Source organism: Mesorhizobium sp. M1365, from assembly GCF_040317865.1.
GTDB lineage: Bacteria > Pseudomonadota > Alphaproteobacteria > Rhizobiales > Rhizobiaceae > Mesorhizobium.
On the sequence record NZ_JAMYLG010000027.1, the window covers coordinates 35,585 to 53,955 of the forward strand.

Sequence of the window (18,371 nt, forward strand, 5' to 3'; positions counted from 1 at the left end):
ATGACCCGTCCCTACGCACCCGGTTATCGCATCCCGACCGACCTTTTGCTCAAAGCCTATGCCTCCGGCGTCTTCCCGATGGCCGAAAGCGCCAATGACCCCGAAGTATTCTGGGTGCGGCCGGAGACGCGCGGCATCATTCCGCTCGACGGGTTCCACATACCGAAAAGCCTGAGAAAGACGATCCGCAAGAACCTGTTCGAGTTCCGCATCGATTTCGACTTTGAGGCGACGATCGAGGCCTGCGCTGAAAGGCGCGAGGAACGTCGGTCGACGTGGATCAACGCGCCGATCCGCGAAGCCTATATCGAGCTGCATCGGATGGGCCATTGCCATTCGGTCGAGGCCTGGCACAACGACCGATTGGTCGGGGGGCTCTACGGCGTATCGCTCGGCCGCGTGTTCTTCGGCGAGAGCATGTTCGCCAGGGAGACCGACGCGTCAAAGGCCTGCCTGGTTCACCTCGTCGAACGCCTGAGGGCGCGTGGCTTTGCACTGCTCGATACGCAGTTCACCACCGAGCATCTCAAACGCTTCGGTGCAATCGACGTGCCGCGCGGCAAGTACGAGAAGATGCTGGCCGAGGCGCTGAAGGGCGAGGCTGTGTTTTTTCCATAACCTGGAATGGCTCATCGTTTCACAGAAACGCAATTCGGGACGGAAAGCCGTTCACACTTCCTGGAATTGCTCTTGCGGCCGGTCAGCCTTTTGCTGCCGTCACCAGCGGCGTCTGTGCGTGGAACATCATCTTCCAGCCATTGACGCGGTGGACATAGCCGGTGCTGACCAGCGCCGCATAGGCTTCGCCATCTTGCCGCGTCGCACGCGCCTCGTAGGTCAGCATGACGATGTCGCTGCCCGGCTCGATGATGCCCTTGAGGTCGATGTCGAGATCGCGCCAGCGGTTCGGGTCCGTGGCAGTTGCGGCCAGATCGGTATTGCTCATCACCCGCGCCATCTGCGGGAAGGCCACCAGGCAGTCGGTATCGGCATTGGCCTTGAAATAGTCGGCACCGCCGGTCCAGAATCCCCTTTCGATGTCGAGAAGTTCGTTCTTGTTGGCCATCATCATGGCAACCTCCTCCGTAGAGAGGCACCAACGCTCGGGCAACGCGGCGGTTCCGCAGGGCGCGGTATGCGCCGCGCACTGACAGATTCTAGTTGGTTTTGGGGGCGGCGGGTGCCGGCACGTCGGACTTCTGCTTGCAGCCCTTCAGCCAGATATCATAGACGGCATGCTCGACGGCGTTGATCCCGGGGCTTTCGGCAAACATCCAGCCGGTGAAGATACGGCGTATTTTCCGATCGAGCGTGATCTCGTCGACCTCGACGAACGAATCCGTCTTCGGCTCTTCGTTTTCGGGCCGCGAATAGCAGATGCGCGGCGTCACCTGCAAAGCGCCGAACTGAACCGTCTCGTCGATATAAACATCGAAGGTGATGATACGGCCGGTGATCTTGTCGATGCCGGCGAATTCAGCGACTGGATTGGTGATGCGCTCGGATACTGCCGGTGCTGCAGGCGCCACCGACGCGTCCGGCGCAGGCGGCGCCAATTCCTGCGCAGTAGCGAGCGCCACCATAGAAGCGAGAACGACCGCGGTTAATCCGCCCGTCAAAATTCGGCTGAACATGCTCATGCAAGGTCCGGTGGTTTGCGCCCGGGTGATTCTCTTAACGCCAAGGCTAGTTGCTGCTGTCGGATCAGCAAACAGCTAAACAGCAATTGTGGCGACAAAGGACCGCCCTCGTGGGACCGCTCCCCGTGGGGACCGCGCGCGTGTCGCGGCGATCGATCACGAACCAGGCGTCCAGGCGTCGTAGTCGCCCGTCACCTGCGGACGATGCTGGTTGGTCAGCACCGAGCCTTTCGGGCGATAGGCCGCGGGGCTGCCGGTGAGGTTCGGCACATGCGGCTTTTGCCAGTCGCGTGGCTTGTAGTCTTCGCTTGGCGGCGCAAGGTCGACACGATGATGGATCCAGCCATGCCAGCCGGGCGGAATCGCCGAGGCTTCCGAATAGTCGCGGTAGATGACCCAGCGACGGGTGCGGCCTTCCGAATCGACGCCGCCCTCATAGTAGACGTTGCCGACCTCGTCCTGCCCGACCTTCTTGCCGTGCCGCCAGGTGTGGAAGCGCGTTCCCAATGTCTGGCTGTTCCACCAGGTGAAAAACTGCAGAAGGAAAGTCTTCATCCAAATCCTCGTGGCAAGTCCTTGAAGCAAGTCCTCGCGGCGGCTGCGGCGCCTGTTCCTGCTTATGGCGTCACGGCATTGCGAAGGCAAGGGTCTTGCCGCACCAGGCGAGCAAATGGCTGACGGGAAAGCAATACGTTCATGCTATTTTCGCGGCCGTCCGAAGCAGATGAAATAGGTTGTTGGCAACCTTACGCAGCGTTATTCTAGCAGTTGAAGCTTCGTTGCCTCAAGGACGGCAAATGAGAGGGGCTCATGTCATCGCTGGCGGGCACGGCCGGTCGCGCATTGCCGCAGGTCGTTGAGGCGATCTACGATTCGATTGCCGACGTCGACCGCTGGCAGGCGACACTCGAGGCCATCTGCAATCTGGCGGAAGGCCAGCTTGCCATGCTCGCCGTCATCGACACGATCAGCAGCTCCGCGCGATTTTCGGTGTCCTGCGGCGATCCCGCAGTTCTTGAGCCGTTGAAGCATGACTACGGCTCGCAAGTGCCGTTCTATGCGGCGGTTCCCAAGATGGAGATCGACGTGCCGTTCACCGTCGATTCGATCTACGCTTTGCAAGGCCCGGATACGCGACAGAGATGGCTCGAAAGCCGCATCGTGCGCGAATGGGTGCAACCCAACCGCCTAGACGATTTCTTCTGGGTGGCGTTGATGAAGCGGCCGACCCGGATCGGCACGTTGATGGTGGTGACCGACAGGGACAGGCGCCAGATTTCCCGCGAGGATCTCGAGCTTGTCAGCCTGCTGGCACCGCATGTGCGGCGCGCGGTGACCATCGGCGACCTGTTCGAAGCCGAGCGGCGCAAGGCGGAAATCTTCCGTTCCATCATCGAAAGCCTCGACCATCCGGTGCTGATCGTGGCCGAAGACATGACCATCATCTTCGCCAACCCGTCAGCCGAAGCGCTGCTCGCCGAAAACATCTCGGTCGCTTGCGTGCGCGGACAGCTTTCCTTCACCTATGCCAACGCCAACGCCGCAATCGGCCGTGCCGTCCAGCTCGGCACGCGCGACGAATTCGCGCTCGGACCTTGCGGCATCAACATTCCCCTGGCCAGGACGGTCGTTCCGGCAGTGGCCCATGTCATGCCGCTGGCGCGGCGTGAAATCTCGGCGCGCATCTCGCAACGCGCCGCCGCAGCGATCTTCATCGCCGCGGCCGGTTCGACACCGACCCCGGCGCTGGACGCCATTGCGGCGCTGTTCGGACTGACCGCGGCAGAAAGGCGAGTCGCCGGTCACGTTGCCGCCGGCCTGACGCGAAAGGAAATTGCCGCGGCCGGCGGCGTCTCGGACGGCACCGTCAAGTCGCAGCTGGCGACGATCTTCGACAAGACCGGTACCGGCGATCAGCGCGAGCTCGAACTGTTGATGCGCGAATTGTCACCGCCGTTGCGCTCCAGTTGATTTTGCTCAGGTTCCCCGGACCGGCAGCGGTCCAAAAGACTCGGCCGGTAAGTTTTTCAAACCTTTGACACCATCGTCCGCAAAATCTGGGAAACGAAACCGGCATCGTTGCAATTCGGCCAAAATCATGGTGCGGTCGTTCGCGGTCCAGAAACGCGGCACTATGCTCGGCTGGAATGAAAATGGTTTCTGGCGCGGATCTCGATCTTTGACACCGACATCTACCGAGCGACTGCTCCCCTACCTCTTTCTGCTTGGGCTGATCGTAATCGCGGTCGCTTTCCGGCCACTGCTGCCCGTCGACGAAACGCGATATCTCAGCGTCACCTGGGAAATGTATCTGAGCGGACAGATCTTCGTCCCGACGATGAATTTCGCGCCCTATCTGCAGAAGCCGCCACTGCTGTTTTGGCTTATCGACCTTGTCTGGAACATTTTCGGCGCCAGCAGGCCGGCGGCGATGCTGGTCATCTTCGCCGCCTCCTCGCTCGTCATCTGGCTGACGACGGCGTTGGCAAAGACCCTGTTTCCGGGCCGCGACGACATCGCGCGGCGCATCCCCTGGCTGGTTGCCGGAAGCAGCGTGTTCGTCATCTATTCGACGCTGATCCTGTTCGACCTGTTGCTGACGGTCTTTGTGCTCGCCGCGCTGTTGTCGTTGATTGCCTTTGCCCGCAGCGGCAACCGCTGGCAGGCCGTTCTGGCCGGGCTGTTCATCGGCATGGGCGTGCTGACGAAAGGCCCAGTGGTGCTGATCCATATCGGCGCGCCCATCCTGTTCTACCCGTTCTGGCGCGACCGGCGGGCGGGACTGACGACACCGAACTTCCTCGCTGGAGTGGGCCTGGCCCTGCTCGCCGCACTAATTCCGGTGGCGATCTGGCTGGTGCCGGCGACCATCCTGACAAAAGGCAATTTCGTTTATGATCTCGTCTGGAACCAGTCGGCGGGGCGCGTCACCGGCAATTTGCGCAATTCGCATGGCCGGCCGTTCTATTTCTATCTGCTGCTGCTGCCCGTCATGTTCATACCGTGGATCTTCATACCCGAGGTGTGGCGGTTGAAGCTGCGCACGCGGATACGCAACCTGATCGACGCGAAGTCGCCGGATCTGCGCGCCTTGCGCCTGCTGTCATTCTCGTTCGTTGCCGTGTTTCTCGTGTTCAGCGCGATATCCGGCAAGCAGCCTCATTATGTCGTGCCGATGTTGCCGTTCGTGGTCATCCTGTTCGGCTATTTCATGGCGGAGATCCCGCTCGCCAGGCTGAAGAGCTCGGCCATCGTCATGCTTGTCATTTTCGGCATCGGCCACGCGGTGGCATCGGCAACCGCGTTCAAACGCTATGATCTGACGCCGCTCGCCAACTTCATCGACGAGCGAAAGGATGCGGACTGGGCCGTGGCTTTCGACTATCAAGGCGAAGTCGGCATCCTGGCCCGGTTGCAAAAGCCATTCGAAAGCACCGACAAACCGGAAGAATGGCTTGGCTCGCATCCCAGCGGCTATGTCATCGACAAGGTTTCCAAGGATCCCGGCACTGCAGGGCAAATCGCGTTCCGGCTTCGCGTCGAACGCGGCTATCTCGTCGTGCTGAAGGGACAGCATTGACGATCGTCACCGGTATGCGAGTTCGTCCCCCGCGCGGGAGATGAAGGCGTTGCTGCTTCGTGGTTCCATCGCTCGATAGAACCGGGAGGTATTCATGCGCAAGCTCATCTCGACGACGCTTTTTGCCTTATCGCTCGCTGTGGCCGGCCTTGCCGCCGATCCGGCATGGAGCTTCAAATGTCAGTCCGGAACGATTGGGCAAGGCAGTTGCTCCTGCTCCGGGACCGCCGACTGCACCGATATGCGGCATTCCAAAATGTGCAAGGGCGACCTGAACTGCGGTTCGGGCAAATGCTCCTGCACGGCCGCATTGGTAGTCGACCCCGGCCCGAAAACCCCCAAGCCCAAGGTCGTCGCGCCGATGGCGACAACCAAAGGCGTCGTGAAGCAGTAGATATCCAATCCGAAAGGACGGCGGCCCGACGTCGCTGGGCCGGCCCGATGTTTCGCGGTTCGTCCCCCGTGCGGGCGATGAACCGCTGTCGAAGAAATGGTGTTGTCTAGCCGGAGGGTGGTTTCCAACCGAAAGAGCGAGGATACCATGTTGAAAACCTGCACGATGCTGTTTTTCTGCCTGATGGCGGCCGCCGCGGCCGCCCAGCCGCCGCCGTCGGGGCCGCCGGTTCCCAGTGCGGCACTTGCCCCATGCAACGCCACACAATCGAACAGGCCCTGCAAAGCCGAACTCGGCGTGTTCCTGATCACCAACACCGTCCGCAACCTGGCGCAAGCCAAGGTCGACGCCACCAACGCACAGCTGGCCGCCCAGGGACGATCATCACGCGCATCGATCGAATCGCTGAAGCAATGGCGGCCGTCGCGCTTTGCGACGCAGATGCTGAACCAGCCGAACAGCTGGTTTGTCAAAGTTCCTTACATCCTGACCATCAAAGTCTCCATCCCGGTGACCTCCGACCGCCACATCGGCATTCCCATAGACGTCAACGTCTTCTGCAGCGGCTGGCAGACCGATTCCAGCCAGGTCATCATTCGCTCGCAACCCGGCCCGGCGAGCTTCGAGGGCGGCAACATCCTCGAAGACGTTTTCAACGTCGGCAACTACATCGACGCTCAGGTTCGCAGCTCGTTTTCGGCACCTCTGCCGGTGACGACGCCGGTTCCAAATTCGAAATGCTCGGCAATAGACGGCTCCGATGCCGGCACGCAGGCCACCGGCGATGATCTCATCTTCTGGACGGTGCCGCGGCGCAACCTGGTGGTGACGGACGCCATAGCCAAGCCGACGGTTGAAGTGACCTTCGACAGCCTCACACGCCTGCCAGCCCGCGACTTCCACAACAGTGTCGTCTATGCGGAATCCGAGGCCATAAACCTCAACGTCTATGCCAATGAGGATGGCCGTCAGAAGGCGCTGACGATGCGCGAAGGCGACGTGGCTGCGCTGAACGTTCCCGCAGTACGGCTGGACGCGCGAAAATACGATTCGCTGGTCGTCATCGGCAATGTCGACCAGCCGCCGAACGACCCCAGAGACAGCGCCTTCGCAGTAGCGGCCAAGACTGCGGGATTCGGTGCCGGTTCCAAGATCATGCAGATCCCGAAGTGGTATTCGAGGCCGCCGGACCAGTTCAATCCCAAGCCTACATGGATCAGAGTTCCCGGCTATGAGCTGCACTATACGGTACGCTATCTCAACAGCGGCGGGCTGGCCGTCGATGGTGGAACCAGTACGGTCCGGCCTCCAAAAGTCGCCGTTCCGATAGAGACGCTCATCAAGCCGAAAACGCCCTGACGCGGCCGCTCGCGGATGACGGCGGCGGTTCAGACCGCTACCGCCTTCCCCCGCGCGGCAGATGCGGCAGCACCGGCATCATGGCCTGATCTTGCCGGAACAAACGCGCCGCTGCGCCACGAGCGAGCGGCGCCATCGATGGAGACAAACGATGCAGCACCTTCCCCTCACCATGCCCGCCGTCAGGATCATTGCGGCAATCTCGCTGCTTGCCTTCCCGAACTTCCTGCCGCCGGTCACGAGCCCGGCGAACGCGCTGCCGGTCAGCCAATCCTGCCGGATCACCACCTATTACAAGACTGCGGCAAAGGCGACGGAGGTTGGCGTGCGCTCGACGTGCCAGGGCGTCAAAAAATGGGGTGTCACCTCGAAATATTACGAGGTGGAAAAAATCGAAGCCGCCACGCCCCCGCACACGTCGGGCGGCGGCGGCAGCCTGCCGTGCGAGTTTCTCGCTGCCGGCTGCTCCAACCTGCCTGAGAAACGCAACTGAGCGCCAGGCAAACGAGCTAGCCGATCGCCTTCTCCAAAACCAGCGCCGGCAATCCCGAGGCGCCGCCGCAATCGGCCGTGTTGCCGGCGGGCAAGAACCCCCTCGAGCGGTAGAAGGCGACAGCCGGAGCATTTGCTTCCTCGACCTCGACACGCAGCGTCCGGGCCTCCGGAAAGCTGGCCTCGATCTCGCCCAGCAGCGCCTGGCCGATGCCTTGCCTCTGCCAGGCAGGATGCACGTAAAGCTGGTTCAGCATGACGATCCTGGCATCCGTGGTAGCGGCGGCGAAAGCCATGCCGCCGATGTTTTTGCCGTCGTCGGCGACCAGGAACTCCGAGTTCGGCCGCGTCAGCCGTGCCTTGAGCGCGGCGATAGAATGCCATTCATCGATGATTTCGCTGACCCGCGGCCCGCCGTAGATGGCATCATAGGTGGCATGCCATGTCTCGACCAGCAATGCGCGCACCGCCGCAAGATCGCGCTCGCCGGCGGTGCGGACGAACATCCTACTCGATCCCGAGCCTGGCCTTGACCAGCTCGTTGACCGCCTGCGGGTTGGCCTTGCCGCCGGTCGCCTTCATCACCTGGCCGACGAACCAGCCGGCCATGGTCGGCTTGGCGCGCGCCTGTTCGACCTTGTCCGGGTTGGCAGCGATCACCTCGTCCACCGCCTTTTCGATGGCGCCGGTATCGGTGACCTGCTTCATGCCGCGGCTTTCGACCAGCTGACGCGGATCGCCGCCCTCGTTCCAGACGATCTCGAACAGATCCTTGGCGATCTTGCCGGAGATGGTGCCTTCCTTGATCAGGTCGATGACCGCGCCGAGCTGATCGGGCGAAACCGGAGCATTTTCAATACTCTTGCCGGCTCTGTTCAACGCACCCAGCAAATCGTTGATGACCCAGTTGGCGGCAAGCTTGCCATCGCGACCGGCGGCCACCTTCTCGAAATAGTCGGCGACCGCCTTTTCCGATACCAGGATCGAGGCGTCGTAGGTCGACAGGCCGAGCGAGGTGATCAGCCGCGCCTTTTTCGCGTCGGGAAGTTCCGGCAGGTCCGTTGCCAACGCGTCGACATAGGCCTGGTCGAATTCCAGCGGCAGAAGGTCGGGATCGGGGAAATAGCGGTAGTCGTGCGCTTCTTCCTTGGAACGCATCGAGCGCGTTTCGCCCTTGTTGGGGTCGAACAGCCGCGTTTCCTGGTCGATCTTGCCGCCGTCCTCCAGGATGGCGATCTGGCGGCGCGCCTCGTAGTCGATGGCCTGGCCGATGAAACGGATGGAGTTGACGTTCTTGATCTCGCAGCGCGTACCGAATTCGCCGCCGGGCCGGCGCACCGAGACGTTGACGTCGGCGCGCAGGGAGCCTTCGTCCATATTGCCATCGCACGTGCCGAGGTAGCGCACGATGGTGCGCAGCTTGGTGACATAGGCCTTGGCTTCATCGGCGGAGCGCATATCCGGCTTGGAGACGATCTCCATCAGCGCCACGCCGGAGCGGTTGAGATCGACATAGGACATCGTCGCATGCTGGTCGTGCATCGACTTGCCGGCGTCCTGCTCCAGGTGCAGGCGCTCGATGCCGACCTCGATGTCCTCGAATTCGCCCTGCCGGTCCGGGCCGACCGAGACGATCACCTTCCCCTCGCCGACGATCGGCTGCTTGAACTGCGAGATCTGGTAGCCCTGCGGCAGGTCGGGATAGAAATAGTTTTTCCTGTCGAAGACCGATTTGTGGTTGATCTCGGCCTTCAGGCCCAGCCCGGTGCGGATCGCCTGCTTGACGCATTCCTCGTTGATGACCGGCAGCATGCCGGGCATCGCCGCGTCGACCAGGCTGACATTGGCGTTGGGCGCGGCGCCGAAAATGGTCGAGGCGCCGGAAAACAGCTTTGCCTGCGAGGTCACCTGCGCGTGGACCTCGAGGCCGATGATGATCTCCCAGTCGCCGGTGGCGCCGGGAACCAGGCGCTTGGCGTCGGGCGTGCGGGTGTCGATAATGCTCATAAGGGCCTGCATATTGAAATTGCGGATATGCGAGAACGCATATTTTGCTGTGCAACTTCGCTAGTGCAAACCGCCAAAAGAGACAAGCGCAAAGCCGCACGCGCCGACGCGGCACAGGCCCGCACCTGCCGCGACGAACTGCGATAGCAGCTTGAAAAATCGACCTGCCGGCAACCCGGCCGCCGTCACCTATGCCGTGGCGATATAGGCCCTGATCTCCTCGGCCTCGCGCTCGACATCCTCGATGCGCCGCTTGACCACGTCGCCGATCGACACGATGCCGTCGAGCAGCCCGTTCTTTTCCACCGGCAGATGGCGGAAGCGGCCCTTGGTCATGATCTCCATGACCTCGTTGACGGTGTGGTTCTCATTGCAGATCTTCACCTTGGGCGTCATCGCCGAGCGGACGGCAAGGTCGAGCGCCGCCGCCCCCTCTTTGGCGAGAACCCGCACCACATCGCGCTCGGAAAGAATGCCGACGATCTTGTGATCGCCGTTGGTGATGACCAGCGCGCCGATCCTGTGTTCGGAAAGCATGCGGATGGCTTCGCTGAGCTTTTCGTTCGGCCCGAGCGTCACCACGTCGTGGCCTTTTGCCTCGAGAATTGCCTTAACAGTCATGGCGTCCTCCTCTGCATTTCCTGCCGGCTCCTGCCCTGGCCGGCTTGCCCTGGGATGAACATGGTGCGCCGCGAACGGTTGCATTTCAAGTGCGGCCGTCTCAGGTCTCCGGCTCGTCCGCCTGCCGGGGCACCTGCTCTCGCCGATCAAAAAACCGCAGGCCGAAAAAGCCGGCAAGAAAGCCGCCAATATGGGCTTCCCAGGCGATCTGGCCGTCAATGCCAGGCGCCAGGCCGAAGAGGCCGGTCGCGAGGTTGATCACCATCCACATGGCGAGAAAGGTGACGACGCCGCGCGAGCGCAGCACCGCCGCCATCGGCAAAGGCTGGCCGGCGAAGGCGGCCTTGCCCGACGATCGGTCGATGCGGAAGCCGTAGCGTGCCGCGGCGCCCATCATGCCGGAAATCGCGCCGGAGGCGCCGACCAGCGGGGCCTCGCCAAGCGGGTGCATGGCCCAGAACAGCGCCACCGCCGCCAGTCCGGTCGCGGCGAAGAACAGGCTGAAGCGCAGCGCGCCGAAGCGGTTGGCCAACGGTGAGCCGAAGGCCGCGAGCCACACCATGTTGATGGCAAGATGGGCAAAGCCGCCATGCAGGAAGGCATAGGTAAAGGGGCTCGAAAACGCGAAGAAATCCAGATCGAAGCGGCCCGAATAGCGGATGGGGACAAAGGCAGCCCGGACAAGCAGTTCGAAATCCTGGTCGTCGGTCAGCCAATAGACCCGGATCAGATGGACCGCGACGCAGATGCCGATCACCGCCAGCACCACGGGCGGCAGGTTGAACACCGGTTCGCGGCGCTCCGGTTCGCGGGCGACAGGCCCGCTCTCGCCCTGCTCGATCTCCGGTGGGCTTTCTGGGTCGCTCATATGGCTTGCACTCAGTCGCTGGATTGGACTTGGCGAGCATGTAGATCACGGCCAACCGAATCACAAACGGCGAATCAGCAGCCCCGAATCAAAAAAGAAGCCGTCCAAGGTTTCCCTTGAACGGCTGGTCGAGCCCCCTTGCTCCCCCTGAACTCTTGACTGAAGTGCTGCCGATCGTCGCAAAACGACCGCTTCTGGAGTGGTTTTGGTGTGCCACAGGCCTGGCCGGCGCGCAACGTAAACCAGTTGTTAACCTTAACCGCCCCGACCCGTGAACAAGTATTAACGATGCTGGCACGCATCCTGCTCCGCAACGCATGTAGGTCTTCGGAGGGCGCCCTTCTGTTCACCGATGGGACATCAGAAGACAGAATGCGCGGAGCAGCATTAGCATGAACCAGACCGGATCGATCACGCTGTTCCATTATTGGAACCGGTTGCGTGACGGACGCCCTGCCCCGAAGCGCTCGGAAGTCGAACCCGCCGACATCAAGTCGCTGCTGGCCGACACGTTCATCCTGGAAAAGGACACGCGCGGCGAAGCGGTGTTCCGGCTCGCCGGCACCAGGCTCTGCGCGGTCTATGGCCGCGAACTCAAGGGGTTTTCATTCCCTTCGCTGTGGCGCGAGAAGGACCAGCGGCTGATCTCGAAGCTGACCGATGGCGTCTTCGACCTGAAATCGGTGGTGCTCATCACCTATGAAGGTTTCAGCCGCAGCGGCCGTTCCAACAGGTTCGAGCTGCTCGCGCTGCCGCTCGACGGCGGTGTCGAGAGCCCGCGCTGCCTCGGCGTGATAAGCGCCGTCGAAAAGCCCTTCTGGCTGGGCGCCGACCCGGTTCTCGACGCCTTGATCGATTCGATCCGCGTCGTCGATCCCGACAAGGAGCCGATGTTCCCGGGGAACCGTCCGGCGATCGAGGTTCCCTCGCTCGCCCCATCGGAATTCGACCCGCCCGAGACGATTTCGGCGCTCGGCCAGGCCCGCCGCATCCGTCACCTGGTCGTCTTCGACGGCGGACGCGAGGAATGATGCCCAATGCTTAAAGCAACAGCGCCGGGCTTTCCCCTTTGTTAACCTGCTTTGTTGTACTTTTCCGCTGAAATTCCCCGCATCCATGCGCGGAATGCCGAACGGGGTATGGCAGTGATGAGGTCAGCGGCGGTCGACCATGCGCCGTCCCAAGCTGAAAGGCGTAACTTTCAGCGCGTCCGCGTGAAAATTTACGGACGCTTCATGCTGGAAGACCGCACCGAACATCCCTGCCAGGTGGTCGACATGTCGCCCGGCAACGTCGCGCTGCGCACCGAGCGCGCCGGCCTGGCTGGCGAAAAGGTCATTGCCTATATCGATCACATCGGCCGCATCGAAGGCGTCATCACCCGCACTTTGCAGGATGGCTTTGCGATGACCGTCATCGCGTCGGACCGCAAGAGGGACAAGCTCGCCGCGCAACTGACCTGGCTTGCCAACAAGCACGAGCTCGACCTGCCGGAAGACCGCCGCCATGAACGCGTGGCGCCGCGCAACCCGACGAGCGTGCTGCAGCTTGCCGACGGGCGCCAGTACCAGTGCCGCATCATCGACCTGTCGCTGTCTGGCGCGGCGATCGAGATCGACGTCAAGCCGGCCATCGGCGTCCAGGTGATGCTGGGCACCATGCGCGGCCAGATAGTGCGCCATTTCGAAGATGGCGTCGCCATCGAGTTCGCCGTCATCCAGCGGCCGGAAACGCTCGACACTGAATTCAGCTCGTCGCGCGGCTGACGCGGAAGCGTTAGCCCCATCGGGAAGAGAGGCTGGCGATCCTTTGCGCCCCCCTCTGTCTTGCCCTCTTTGCCACCACTTGGCATCTCCCTCACGAGGGGGGAGATCGGCTTTCAAAACGGCTTTCACCAATCTCAAGCGTCCCAGGAATGAGCGGAACGCCGGAACTGCCAATCTCCCCGCTTGTGGGGGAGATGTCCGGCAGGACAGAGGGGGGCGCTGTCCCGCTGTCGCGGATGCACCCGAAGGGCACCCTAACAATTCTATACTCAATTGCGTCAAATTTTATGTTTATTCTACTGGCGTTTTACTTAATGTCTACTTCGCGCTTTTGCGTCAAATAAATCCAGCCGTGTCATTGTCTCCTCAAACGGGGAGACTGAATAATGAACAGGATGAGGGGCAAGCTGTTGCTGGCGGCAATAGCGATGCAGCTTTTCGGTTGGGGGACTGTAAACGCGGCGGAGCCGGCCTTCATGCACACCGGCGGCCGCACCACGCAGCCGGTCGGACACTACGAATTGTGCCAGCAGCTTCCGCAGGAATGCAATCAGAGGACGCCTGGCCGGGCACCCGTCGAGCTGACCCGCAAGCTGTGGGCGACGATCGTCAAGATCAACAATTCGGTCAACAGCAGGGTCGCGCCGCGCACCGACATGGAAATGTGGGGCAAGGAGGAAGTCTGGTCCTTTCCCAATAGCGGCTTCGGCGACTGCGAGGACTATGCGCTGGAAAAGCGCCGCGAGCTGATGAGCATCGGCGTGCCGGCCGGCGATCTGCTGATGACGGTGGTGCGCCAGCGCAATGGTGACGGCCATGCGGTGCTGACCGTGCGCACCAGCCTTGGCGAGTTCATCCTCGACAATCTCCAGCCCAAGGTGCTGTCCTGGACCAATACCGGCTACACCTACCTGAAGCGCCAGTCCGAGCGGAATTCCGGCGCCTGGGTGACGATCAACGACGGCCGCTCCGACGCGGTCGCCAGCGTCCGCTGAGGACGCCAAGGCATGTCGCCCAAAAGTGCGTAGCGGTTTTGGGATAACGACATGCATAAAACAGAGGTTAAGTGCGTCGCATGACTTCGCGCTTTAGGAGAAACCCGGTCGAGTCCCCACCCTCCCCGTCCCCAACGACCGGGTTTAAGGAGCCGGCCCCGTCCCCGGGCCGGCTCCACCATTTTTGGGGAGCGTTTCGGACATCCGGACAGACAGCGGCTATCTTCCACGAAACTCTAGAGCCAAGCAGTTCCCATGATGCCAGTGACATCAGAGACCGCGATCCTAAGCGACACAGTGGGAAGCAGTATCCTTTTTGTGGTTCTCTCCTCGGCCACATTCTACTGCGTTCGTGAACTCGTGTCTGCGTGGAGAACAGGCTCCATTCGGTCAAAAACTGGACTCGTTCTGCGAAGCTCAGATCTTCTGATTTTCCGGCGGCTGGTTCGCGCGATCGCCTTCGCAGTTGCTTTACTTACACTTTGCCTTTTTGCTGTCACCGCCGAACTTATGCGGCATATGTTCGGTATCAGCGAGCTACGGGTGGGAGCGGCAATCGCTGTCTTAACTCTCTTTTTTCTGGTGGCTTTGGCTGCCAAGTTTAGTCGATGAGAAGCGCCGGTTACAGTTATCTCGGCTTTGCCTCCAACTGCGCTTCGTCATCCAAGCTGTCTCACGATCGTTTGTGGGATACGAGCTGCCGTTTGCCGTCGAAACGCTGTTACTTGCCCCTGATACGGAACGCGTCGACAAAGGCGGAAAACGCCGGAGAGGGATGGCGCCGGCTTGGATAGTACAGGTGGTAACCCTGGAACGTTGGGCACCATTTGGTCAGGACTTCCTGGAGAAGGCCACTCTCAATGTGAGGAAGGACGAGTTCGCGCGGCAGATAGGCCAAGCCCACTCCGTCAAGCGCGGCCTGGATCGCCGGCCCCATGTTGTTAAGCGTCAGTTGTCCCTCGACCCGAGCATTGAACTCGCGCGCTCCTTCCCGCAATTCCCAGGCATAGACCGATCCTGACGTCGGCAGCCGGTAGTTGATGCAGTTATGGTCGGTCAGCTCCTGCGGCGTCTCCGGCGGTGTCCGGTGGGCGAAGTAATGGGGTGAGCCGACCACAGTGTAGGTCACGTCGGCTCCGATGCGCACGGCTACCATATCCCGGGCAATGGACTCGCCCAGACGCACGCCGGCATCGAACTGGCGCTCGACGATGTTGGTGAAGGCGTTGTCGACCACCAACTCGACATTGATATCGGGGAAGTCGCTCAGGAACTTTGGCAGCCGGGCGCGGAAGACAATGTCGACCGAATCATCGGTGCACACCAGGCGAATGTTGCCGGACGGCCTGTCGCGAAGGACGCCGAGAGCGCTGACCTCAGCCGCGATGCCTTCGAAATGCGGTTCGATGCCTTCCTTGAGGCGTTGACCGGCCGCCGTCGGGGCCACGTCGCGCGTGGTGCGAGACAGAAGACGGACGCCAAGCCGCGACTCCAGCGACTTGATGGTGTGGCTAAGGGCCGAAGGAGTGACCCCGAGCTTGGCGGCTGCTCGGGTGAAGCTCCGCGTCCGGGTGATCTCCAGGAACGCGCGCATTTCGGCGAACTCGTCGCGTGGCATTGATGAGCCTCATTCACAACCACATCAAAATTATACCCGCTAGTCGCATTTGGCCAGCCCGACTACTTAGTTCGGAAACGGACAGGAGACTGCCTTATGACCATCGATTTCGTGCTGGACGGGGCCACTGCTGCTGACAGCGGGACGACCCCATGGTCTGCGGTGGTCTGCCTGTCGCTGCTGACCTTCCTTCTGGTCGGACTGGAGTTCCTCCCGGTGAGCCTGCTCACCCCGATCGCTCAGGATCTGGCCGTCTCCGAGGGTCAGGCAGGCCAGGCAATCGCGGTATCCGGATTCTTCGCCGTGGTTACCAGCCTCTTCGGCAACTCGCTGTTGCGAAACGTCGATCGACGGACGGTGGTTCTGGTCTATACGGCAGTGCTGGCCGCATCGAGCCTGGCGGTGGCGCTTGCTCCCAACTTCCTGGTCTTCCTGGCCGGGCGGGCGCTGGTGGGCATCGCGATCGGCGGTTTCTGGTCACTGTCGACGGCCATTCTGGCCCGCCTGGCCGCGGGACCCGACCTGCCCAAGGCCATTGCCTTGCTCCAGGGTGGCACTGCCTTCGCATTGGTGATCGCCGCGCCCGTCGGCAGCTTCCTCGGATCGCTGATCGGATGGCGGGGAACGTTTTTCGTCACTGTCCCCATCGGCCTTGCGGCGCTCGTGTGGCAGTTGGCCGTTCTCCCGAAGATGCCGCCGATAGAGATCGCCTCGGTGTCGAGCATGTTCGGCCTGCTGCGGAATCCCAGATTCGCCATCGGCATGGGCGCGACCGGGCTCGCTTTCATCGGGCAGAACGCGCTCTCGATCTATCTGCGGCCGTTTCTGGAAAACGTGACGGGCCTTGAGGTCAACACCCTCTCACTGGCTCTATTGGGCGTCGGCCTCGGTGGCGTGGCGGGACTGTCGATTGTCGGCTTCATACTCCGGCGGCACCTCACAGCCGTGCTGATCGGGCTGCCGAGTGCACTCGCGGTCTTCGCTCTACTGCTGATTGCCTTTGGACCGTTTGCACGCGCCACGGCCGGCCTGCTGGTTCTTTGGGGACTGTTCGCTACCCCGATCCCGGTGGCGTGGAACACCTGGATGAGCACGCTCATCCCTGAAGACCTGGAGGCCGGGGGCGGACTCCAGGTCGCCCTGATCCAGTTCGCGATCGCAGGCGGCGCTATTGCAGGAGGCCTGCTGTTCGACGTGGCCGGCTGGTGGAGCGCCTTCCTTCTCGCCGCCGTCCTGCTCACGGGATCGGCCTTGCTCGCCGCCTCGGCCGGCCCCCGCACCTGAACTCTTTCAATTCTTGTCAAGGAGAATCTCATGTCCGAAGGAATCGAGAACAAGGTCGTCGTCATCACCGGTGCCAGCAGCGGCCTCGGTGAAGCGACGGCACGCCATCTTGCCGCACGAGGCGCTTCCGTGGTCCTGGGTGCACGGCGGTCACACCGCATCGACGCCCTTGTCCAGGAACTGACCGGCGCTGGGCACAAAGCCAAGGCCGTTACTACGGACGTCACCGATGCCGGCCAGGTCCAGAACCTGGTGAACACGGCGGTCCGGGAATTCGGCCGCATCGACGTGATGCTCAACAATGCGGGCCTCATGCCGTTGGCCCCGCTCGAACGGCTCAAGGTCGACGAATGGGACCGGATGATCGACGTCAACATCAAGGGCGTCCTTTACGGCATCGCGGCCGCGCTTCCGTACATGAAGGAGCAGCGATCGGGGCACATTATCAATGTCTCGTCCGTATACGGCCATGTGGTCGACCCGGGTGCGGCGGTCTATTGCGCCACCAAGTTCGCGATGCGTGCGCTATCCGAGGGTCTGCGGAAAGAGGTGAAACCCTACAATATCCGCACCACGGTGATCTCGCCGGGCGCTGTCAGCACAGAGTTGCTCGAGCATATCAGCGAGAAGGATATCCAGCAGGGGACCAGGGACTTCGTGAGCAAGATCGCCGTGGGGCCAGATACGTTTGCCCGAACGGTCGCCTTCGCGATCAACGAGCCCGACGACGTCGATATCAACGAGATCTTGTTCCGGCCGACCGCCCAGCCGGTTTGACTTGGAAGGGGTTATGCTTCGATATCTTGAGGCCCGGCTCCGCCATTTCCGGGTCGGCTAGACCTTCCTCAGCCCCGCCCTGAACCGCCTGCCGTTTGCCACATAATGCGCGGCCGAGGCGCGCAGCCTGGCGACTGCGTCCTCGTCGAGCATCCTGACGACGCGCGCGGGCGAGCCGACGATCAGCGAATTGTCGGGAAATTGCTTGCCTTCGGTGACCAGCGCGCCGGCACCGACCAGCGAGTTGTTGCCGATCTTCGCCCCATTCAGCACGATGGCGCCCATGCCGATCAGGCTGTTGTCGCCGATCGTGCATCCGTGCAGCAAGGCACGGTGGCCGATCGTGCAGCCTTGGCCGACGGTCAGCGGAAAGCCGGCGTCGGTGTGCATGATTGTGTGCTCCTGCACGTTTGTGTCGGCGCCGACGACGATCGGCTCGTCGTCGCCGCGGACGACGACGCCGAACCAGAAGCCGGCATTGCGGCCGATCCTGATATTGCCGATCAGGGTGGCATCGGGCGCGATCCAGTTGCTGTCGGCGTCCTCGAAGGCGGGCGCTTTTCCGTCAATCGCGTAGATCGGCATTGCTGTCTCCAGATCGTCTCACACCGACAAGCTGCCAGACCCTAGAAGCGAAGCCGCCCAGGACGCAATGGCGATCACCACCATGCCCAGCGCCAGCGCCCAGATGGTCGCCGTACAGCCGCAGGAGATCAGCCCCAGCACCGAGATGCGACGCTCGCGCCAGGCGTCCAGCGCCTCGTTGGCGAACATCAGCGGCCCGGCGCAAGCCGTCGCGGCGAGTGAGCGCAGCATGTGCTTCGACGATACATAGGGCTGGACGAAGGCAAGCCTGCGGCCGGCGATCAGCTCCATCGCCGATCCGGCCAGGCCGCAAGCCGTCAGCCCAGCCATAAAACTGAATATGATTTGTTCGACCGGGCCCATCTTTACCCTCCGTTTACCATGA

The 18,371-nt window shown here is 62.0% G+C and carries 21 protein-coding genes; 11 read left to right on the forward strand and 10 right to left on the reverse strand.

Annotated features, from left to right (window positions below):
* The gene (aat, locus tag NKH04_RS23530; RefSeq protein ID WP_352766716.1) at window positions 1-618 is read left to right on the forward strand and encodes a leucyl/phenylalanyl-tRNA--protein transferase; all 618 of its coding nucleotides are present in this window, start codon (window positions 1-3) and stop codon (window positions 616-618) included.
* Window positions 619-700: 82 nt separating this feature from the next.
* Here aat and NKH04_RS23535 read toward each other — a convergent pair whose 3' ends face one another.
* The 3 genes from NKH04_RS23535 to NKH04_RS23545 form a co-directional block, all read right to left on the reverse strand.
* Window positions 701-1,069, reverse strand: coding sequence for a hypothetical protein (locus NKH04_RS23535; protein WP_352472795.1), 369 nt, complete (start codon window positions 1,067-1,069; stop codon window positions 701-703).
* Between the two features lie 88 nt (window positions 1,070-1,157).
* Window positions 1,158-1,640, reverse strand: a complete 483-nt coding sequence (locus NKH04_RS23540) for a DUF2155 domain-containing protein (RefSeq protein ID WP_023674819.1) — start codon at window positions 1,638-1,640, stop codon at window positions 1,158-1,160.
* Between the two features lie 156 nt (window positions 1,641-1,796).
* Entirely contained in the window at window positions 1,797-2,195 is a 399-nt protein-coding gene (locus NKH04_RS23545) for an NADH:ubiquinone oxidoreductase subunit NDUFA12 (RefSeq protein ID WP_352970529.1), read from the reverse strand.
* A gap of 255 nt (window positions 2,196-2,450) precedes the next feature.
* Here NKH04_RS23545 and NKH04_RS23550 point away from each other — a divergent pair, with 255 nt between their 5' ends.
* The 5 genes from NKH04_RS23550 to NKH04_RS23570 all read left to right on the forward strand — a co-directional run bounded on the left by NKH04_RS23550 (window position 2,451) and on the right by NKH04_RS23570 (window position 7,466).
* Window positions 2,451-3,611 (forward strand): helix-turn-helix transcriptional regulator, encoded by a 1,161-nt coding sequence (locus NKH04_RS23550; RefSeq protein WP_352472759.1) that lies wholly within the window; start codon window positions 2,451-2,453, stop codon window positions 3,609-3,611.
* Window positions 3,612-3,819: 208 nt separating this feature from the next.
* Window positions 3,820-5,220 carry an ArnT family glycosyltransferase gene (locus tag NKH04_RS23555; RefSeq protein WP_352970526.1) on the forward strand — a complete coding sequence of 467 codons (1,401 nt, stop codon included), beginning with the start codon at window positions 3,820-3,822 and terminating at the stop codon, window positions 5,218-5,220.
* 94 nt (window positions 5,221-5,314) lie between these two features.
* On the forward strand, window positions 5,315-5,614 hold the full coding sequence (locus NKH04_RS23560; RefSeq protein WP_352570904.1) for a hypothetical protein: 300 nt from the start codon (window positions 5,315-5,317) through the stop codon (window positions 5,612-5,614).
* Between the two features lie 147 nt (window positions 5,615-5,761).
* Window positions 5,762-6,973: a hypothetical protein gene (locus NKH04_RS23565; protein ID WP_353045047.1), complete on the forward strand. Its 1,212-nt coding sequence runs from the start codon at window positions 5,762-5,764 to the stop codon at window positions 6,971-6,973.
* Between the two features lie 151 nt (window positions 6,974-7,124).
* The gene (locus tag NKH04_RS23570; protein WP_352501642.1) at window positions 7,125-7,466 is read left to right on the forward strand and encodes a hypothetical protein; all 342 of its coding nucleotides are present in this window, start codon (window positions 7,125-7,127) and stop codon (window positions 7,464-7,466) included.
* A gap of 16 nt (window positions 7,467-7,482) precedes the next feature.
* Here NKH04_RS23570 and NKH04_RS23575 read toward each other — a convergent pair whose 3' ends face one another.
* From NKH04_RS23575 to NKH04_RS23590, 4 genes are all read right to left on the reverse strand, one after another.
* Window positions 7,483-7,971, reverse strand: a complete 489-nt coding sequence (locus NKH04_RS23575; protein WP_352970522.1) for a GNAT family N-acetyltransferase — start codon at window positions 7,969-7,971, stop codon at window positions 7,483-7,485.
* Between the two features lies 1 nt (window position 7,972).
* Window positions 7,973-9,472, reverse strand: coding sequence for an Asp-tRNA(Asn)/Glu-tRNA(Gln) amidotransferase subunit GatB (gene gatB / locus NKH04_RS23580; RefSeq protein ID WP_352970520.1), 1,500 nt, complete (start codon window positions 9,470-9,472; stop codon window positions 7,973-7,975).
* A 189-nt stretch (window positions 9,473-9,661) separates the two neighbouring features.
* Window positions 9,662-10,093: a CBS domain-containing protein gene (locus tag NKH04_RS23585; protein WP_023674810.1), complete on the reverse strand. Its 432-nt coding sequence runs from the start codon at window positions 10,091-10,093 to the stop codon at window positions 9,662-9,664.
* 100 nt (window positions 10,094-10,193) lie between these two features.
* Entirely contained in the window at window positions 10,194-10,961 is a 768-nt protein-coding gene (locus NKH04_RS23590; protein ID WP_352614202.1) for a rhomboid family intramembrane serine protease, read from the reverse strand.
* A 392-nt stretch (window positions 10,962-11,353) separates the two neighbouring features.
* Between NKH04_RS23590 and NKH04_RS23595 the strand changes: the two genes are divergently transcribed.
* From NKH04_RS23595 to NKH04_RS23605, 3 genes are all read left to right on the forward strand, one after another.
* The gene (locus NKH04_RS23595) at window positions 11,354-11,992 is read left to right on the forward strand and encodes a PAS domain-containing protein (RefSeq protein ID WP_023674809.1); all 639 of its coding nucleotides are present in this window, start codon (window positions 11,354-11,356) and stop codon (window positions 11,990-11,992) included.
* Window positions 11,993-12,109: 117 nt separating this feature from the next.
* Entirely contained in the window at window positions 12,110-12,727 is a 618-nt protein-coding gene (locus NKH04_RS23600; protein WP_352702380.1) for a PilZ domain-containing protein, read from the forward strand.
* Between the two features lie 395 nt (window positions 12,728-13,122).
* Window positions 13,123-13,722, forward strand: a complete 600-nt coding sequence (locus tag NKH04_RS23605) for a transglutaminase-like cysteine peptidase (RefSeq protein WP_352451124.1) — start codon at window positions 13,123-13,125, stop codon at window positions 13,720-13,722.
* Between the two features lie 721 nt (window positions 13,723-14,443).
* Here NKH04_RS23605 and NKH04_RS23610 read toward each other — a convergent pair.
* Window positions 14,444-15,340, reverse strand: coding sequence for a LysR family transcriptional regulator (locus NKH04_RS23610; protein WP_352541384.1), 897 nt, complete (start codon window positions 15,338-15,340; stop codon window positions 14,444-14,446).
* A 96-nt stretch (window positions 15,341-15,436) separates the two neighbouring features.
* On the opposite strand from NKH04_RS23610, the gene NKH04_RS23615 reads away from it, so the two are divergent.
* Both NKH04_RS23615 and NKH04_RS23620 read left to right on the forward strand, forming a co-directional pair.
* A complete protein-coding gene (locus NKH04_RS23615) occupies window positions 15,437-16,624 on the forward strand; it encodes an MFS transporter (RefSeq protein WP_353045048.1) in 1,188 nt (395 codons plus the stop codon).
* 30 nt (window positions 16,625-16,654) lie between these two features.
* Entirely contained in the window at window positions 16,655-17,401 is a 747-nt protein-coding gene (locus NKH04_RS23620; protein ID WP_353045049.1) for an SDR family oxidoreductase, read from the forward strand.
* 57 nt (window positions 17,402-17,458) lie between these two features.
* On the opposite strand, the gene NKH04_RS23625 is transcribed toward NKH04_RS23620, so the two are convergent.
* Both NKH04_RS23625 and NKH04_RS23630 read right to left on the reverse strand, forming a co-directional pair.
* The gene (locus NKH04_RS23625; RefSeq protein WP_352472744.1) at window positions 17,459-17,986 is read right to left on the reverse strand and encodes a gamma carbonic anhydrase family protein; all 528 of its coding nucleotides are present in this window, start codon (window positions 17,984-17,986) and stop codon (window positions 17,459-17,461) included.
* A gap of 18 nt (window positions 17,987-18,004) precedes the next feature.
* On the reverse strand, window positions 18,005-18,349 hold the full coding sequence (locus NKH04_RS23630) for a DUF6949 family protein (RefSeq protein WP_254817711.1): 345 nt from the start codon (window positions 18,347-18,349) through the stop codon (window positions 18,005-18,007).
* Window positions 18,350-18,371 lie beyond the last annotated feature (22 nt).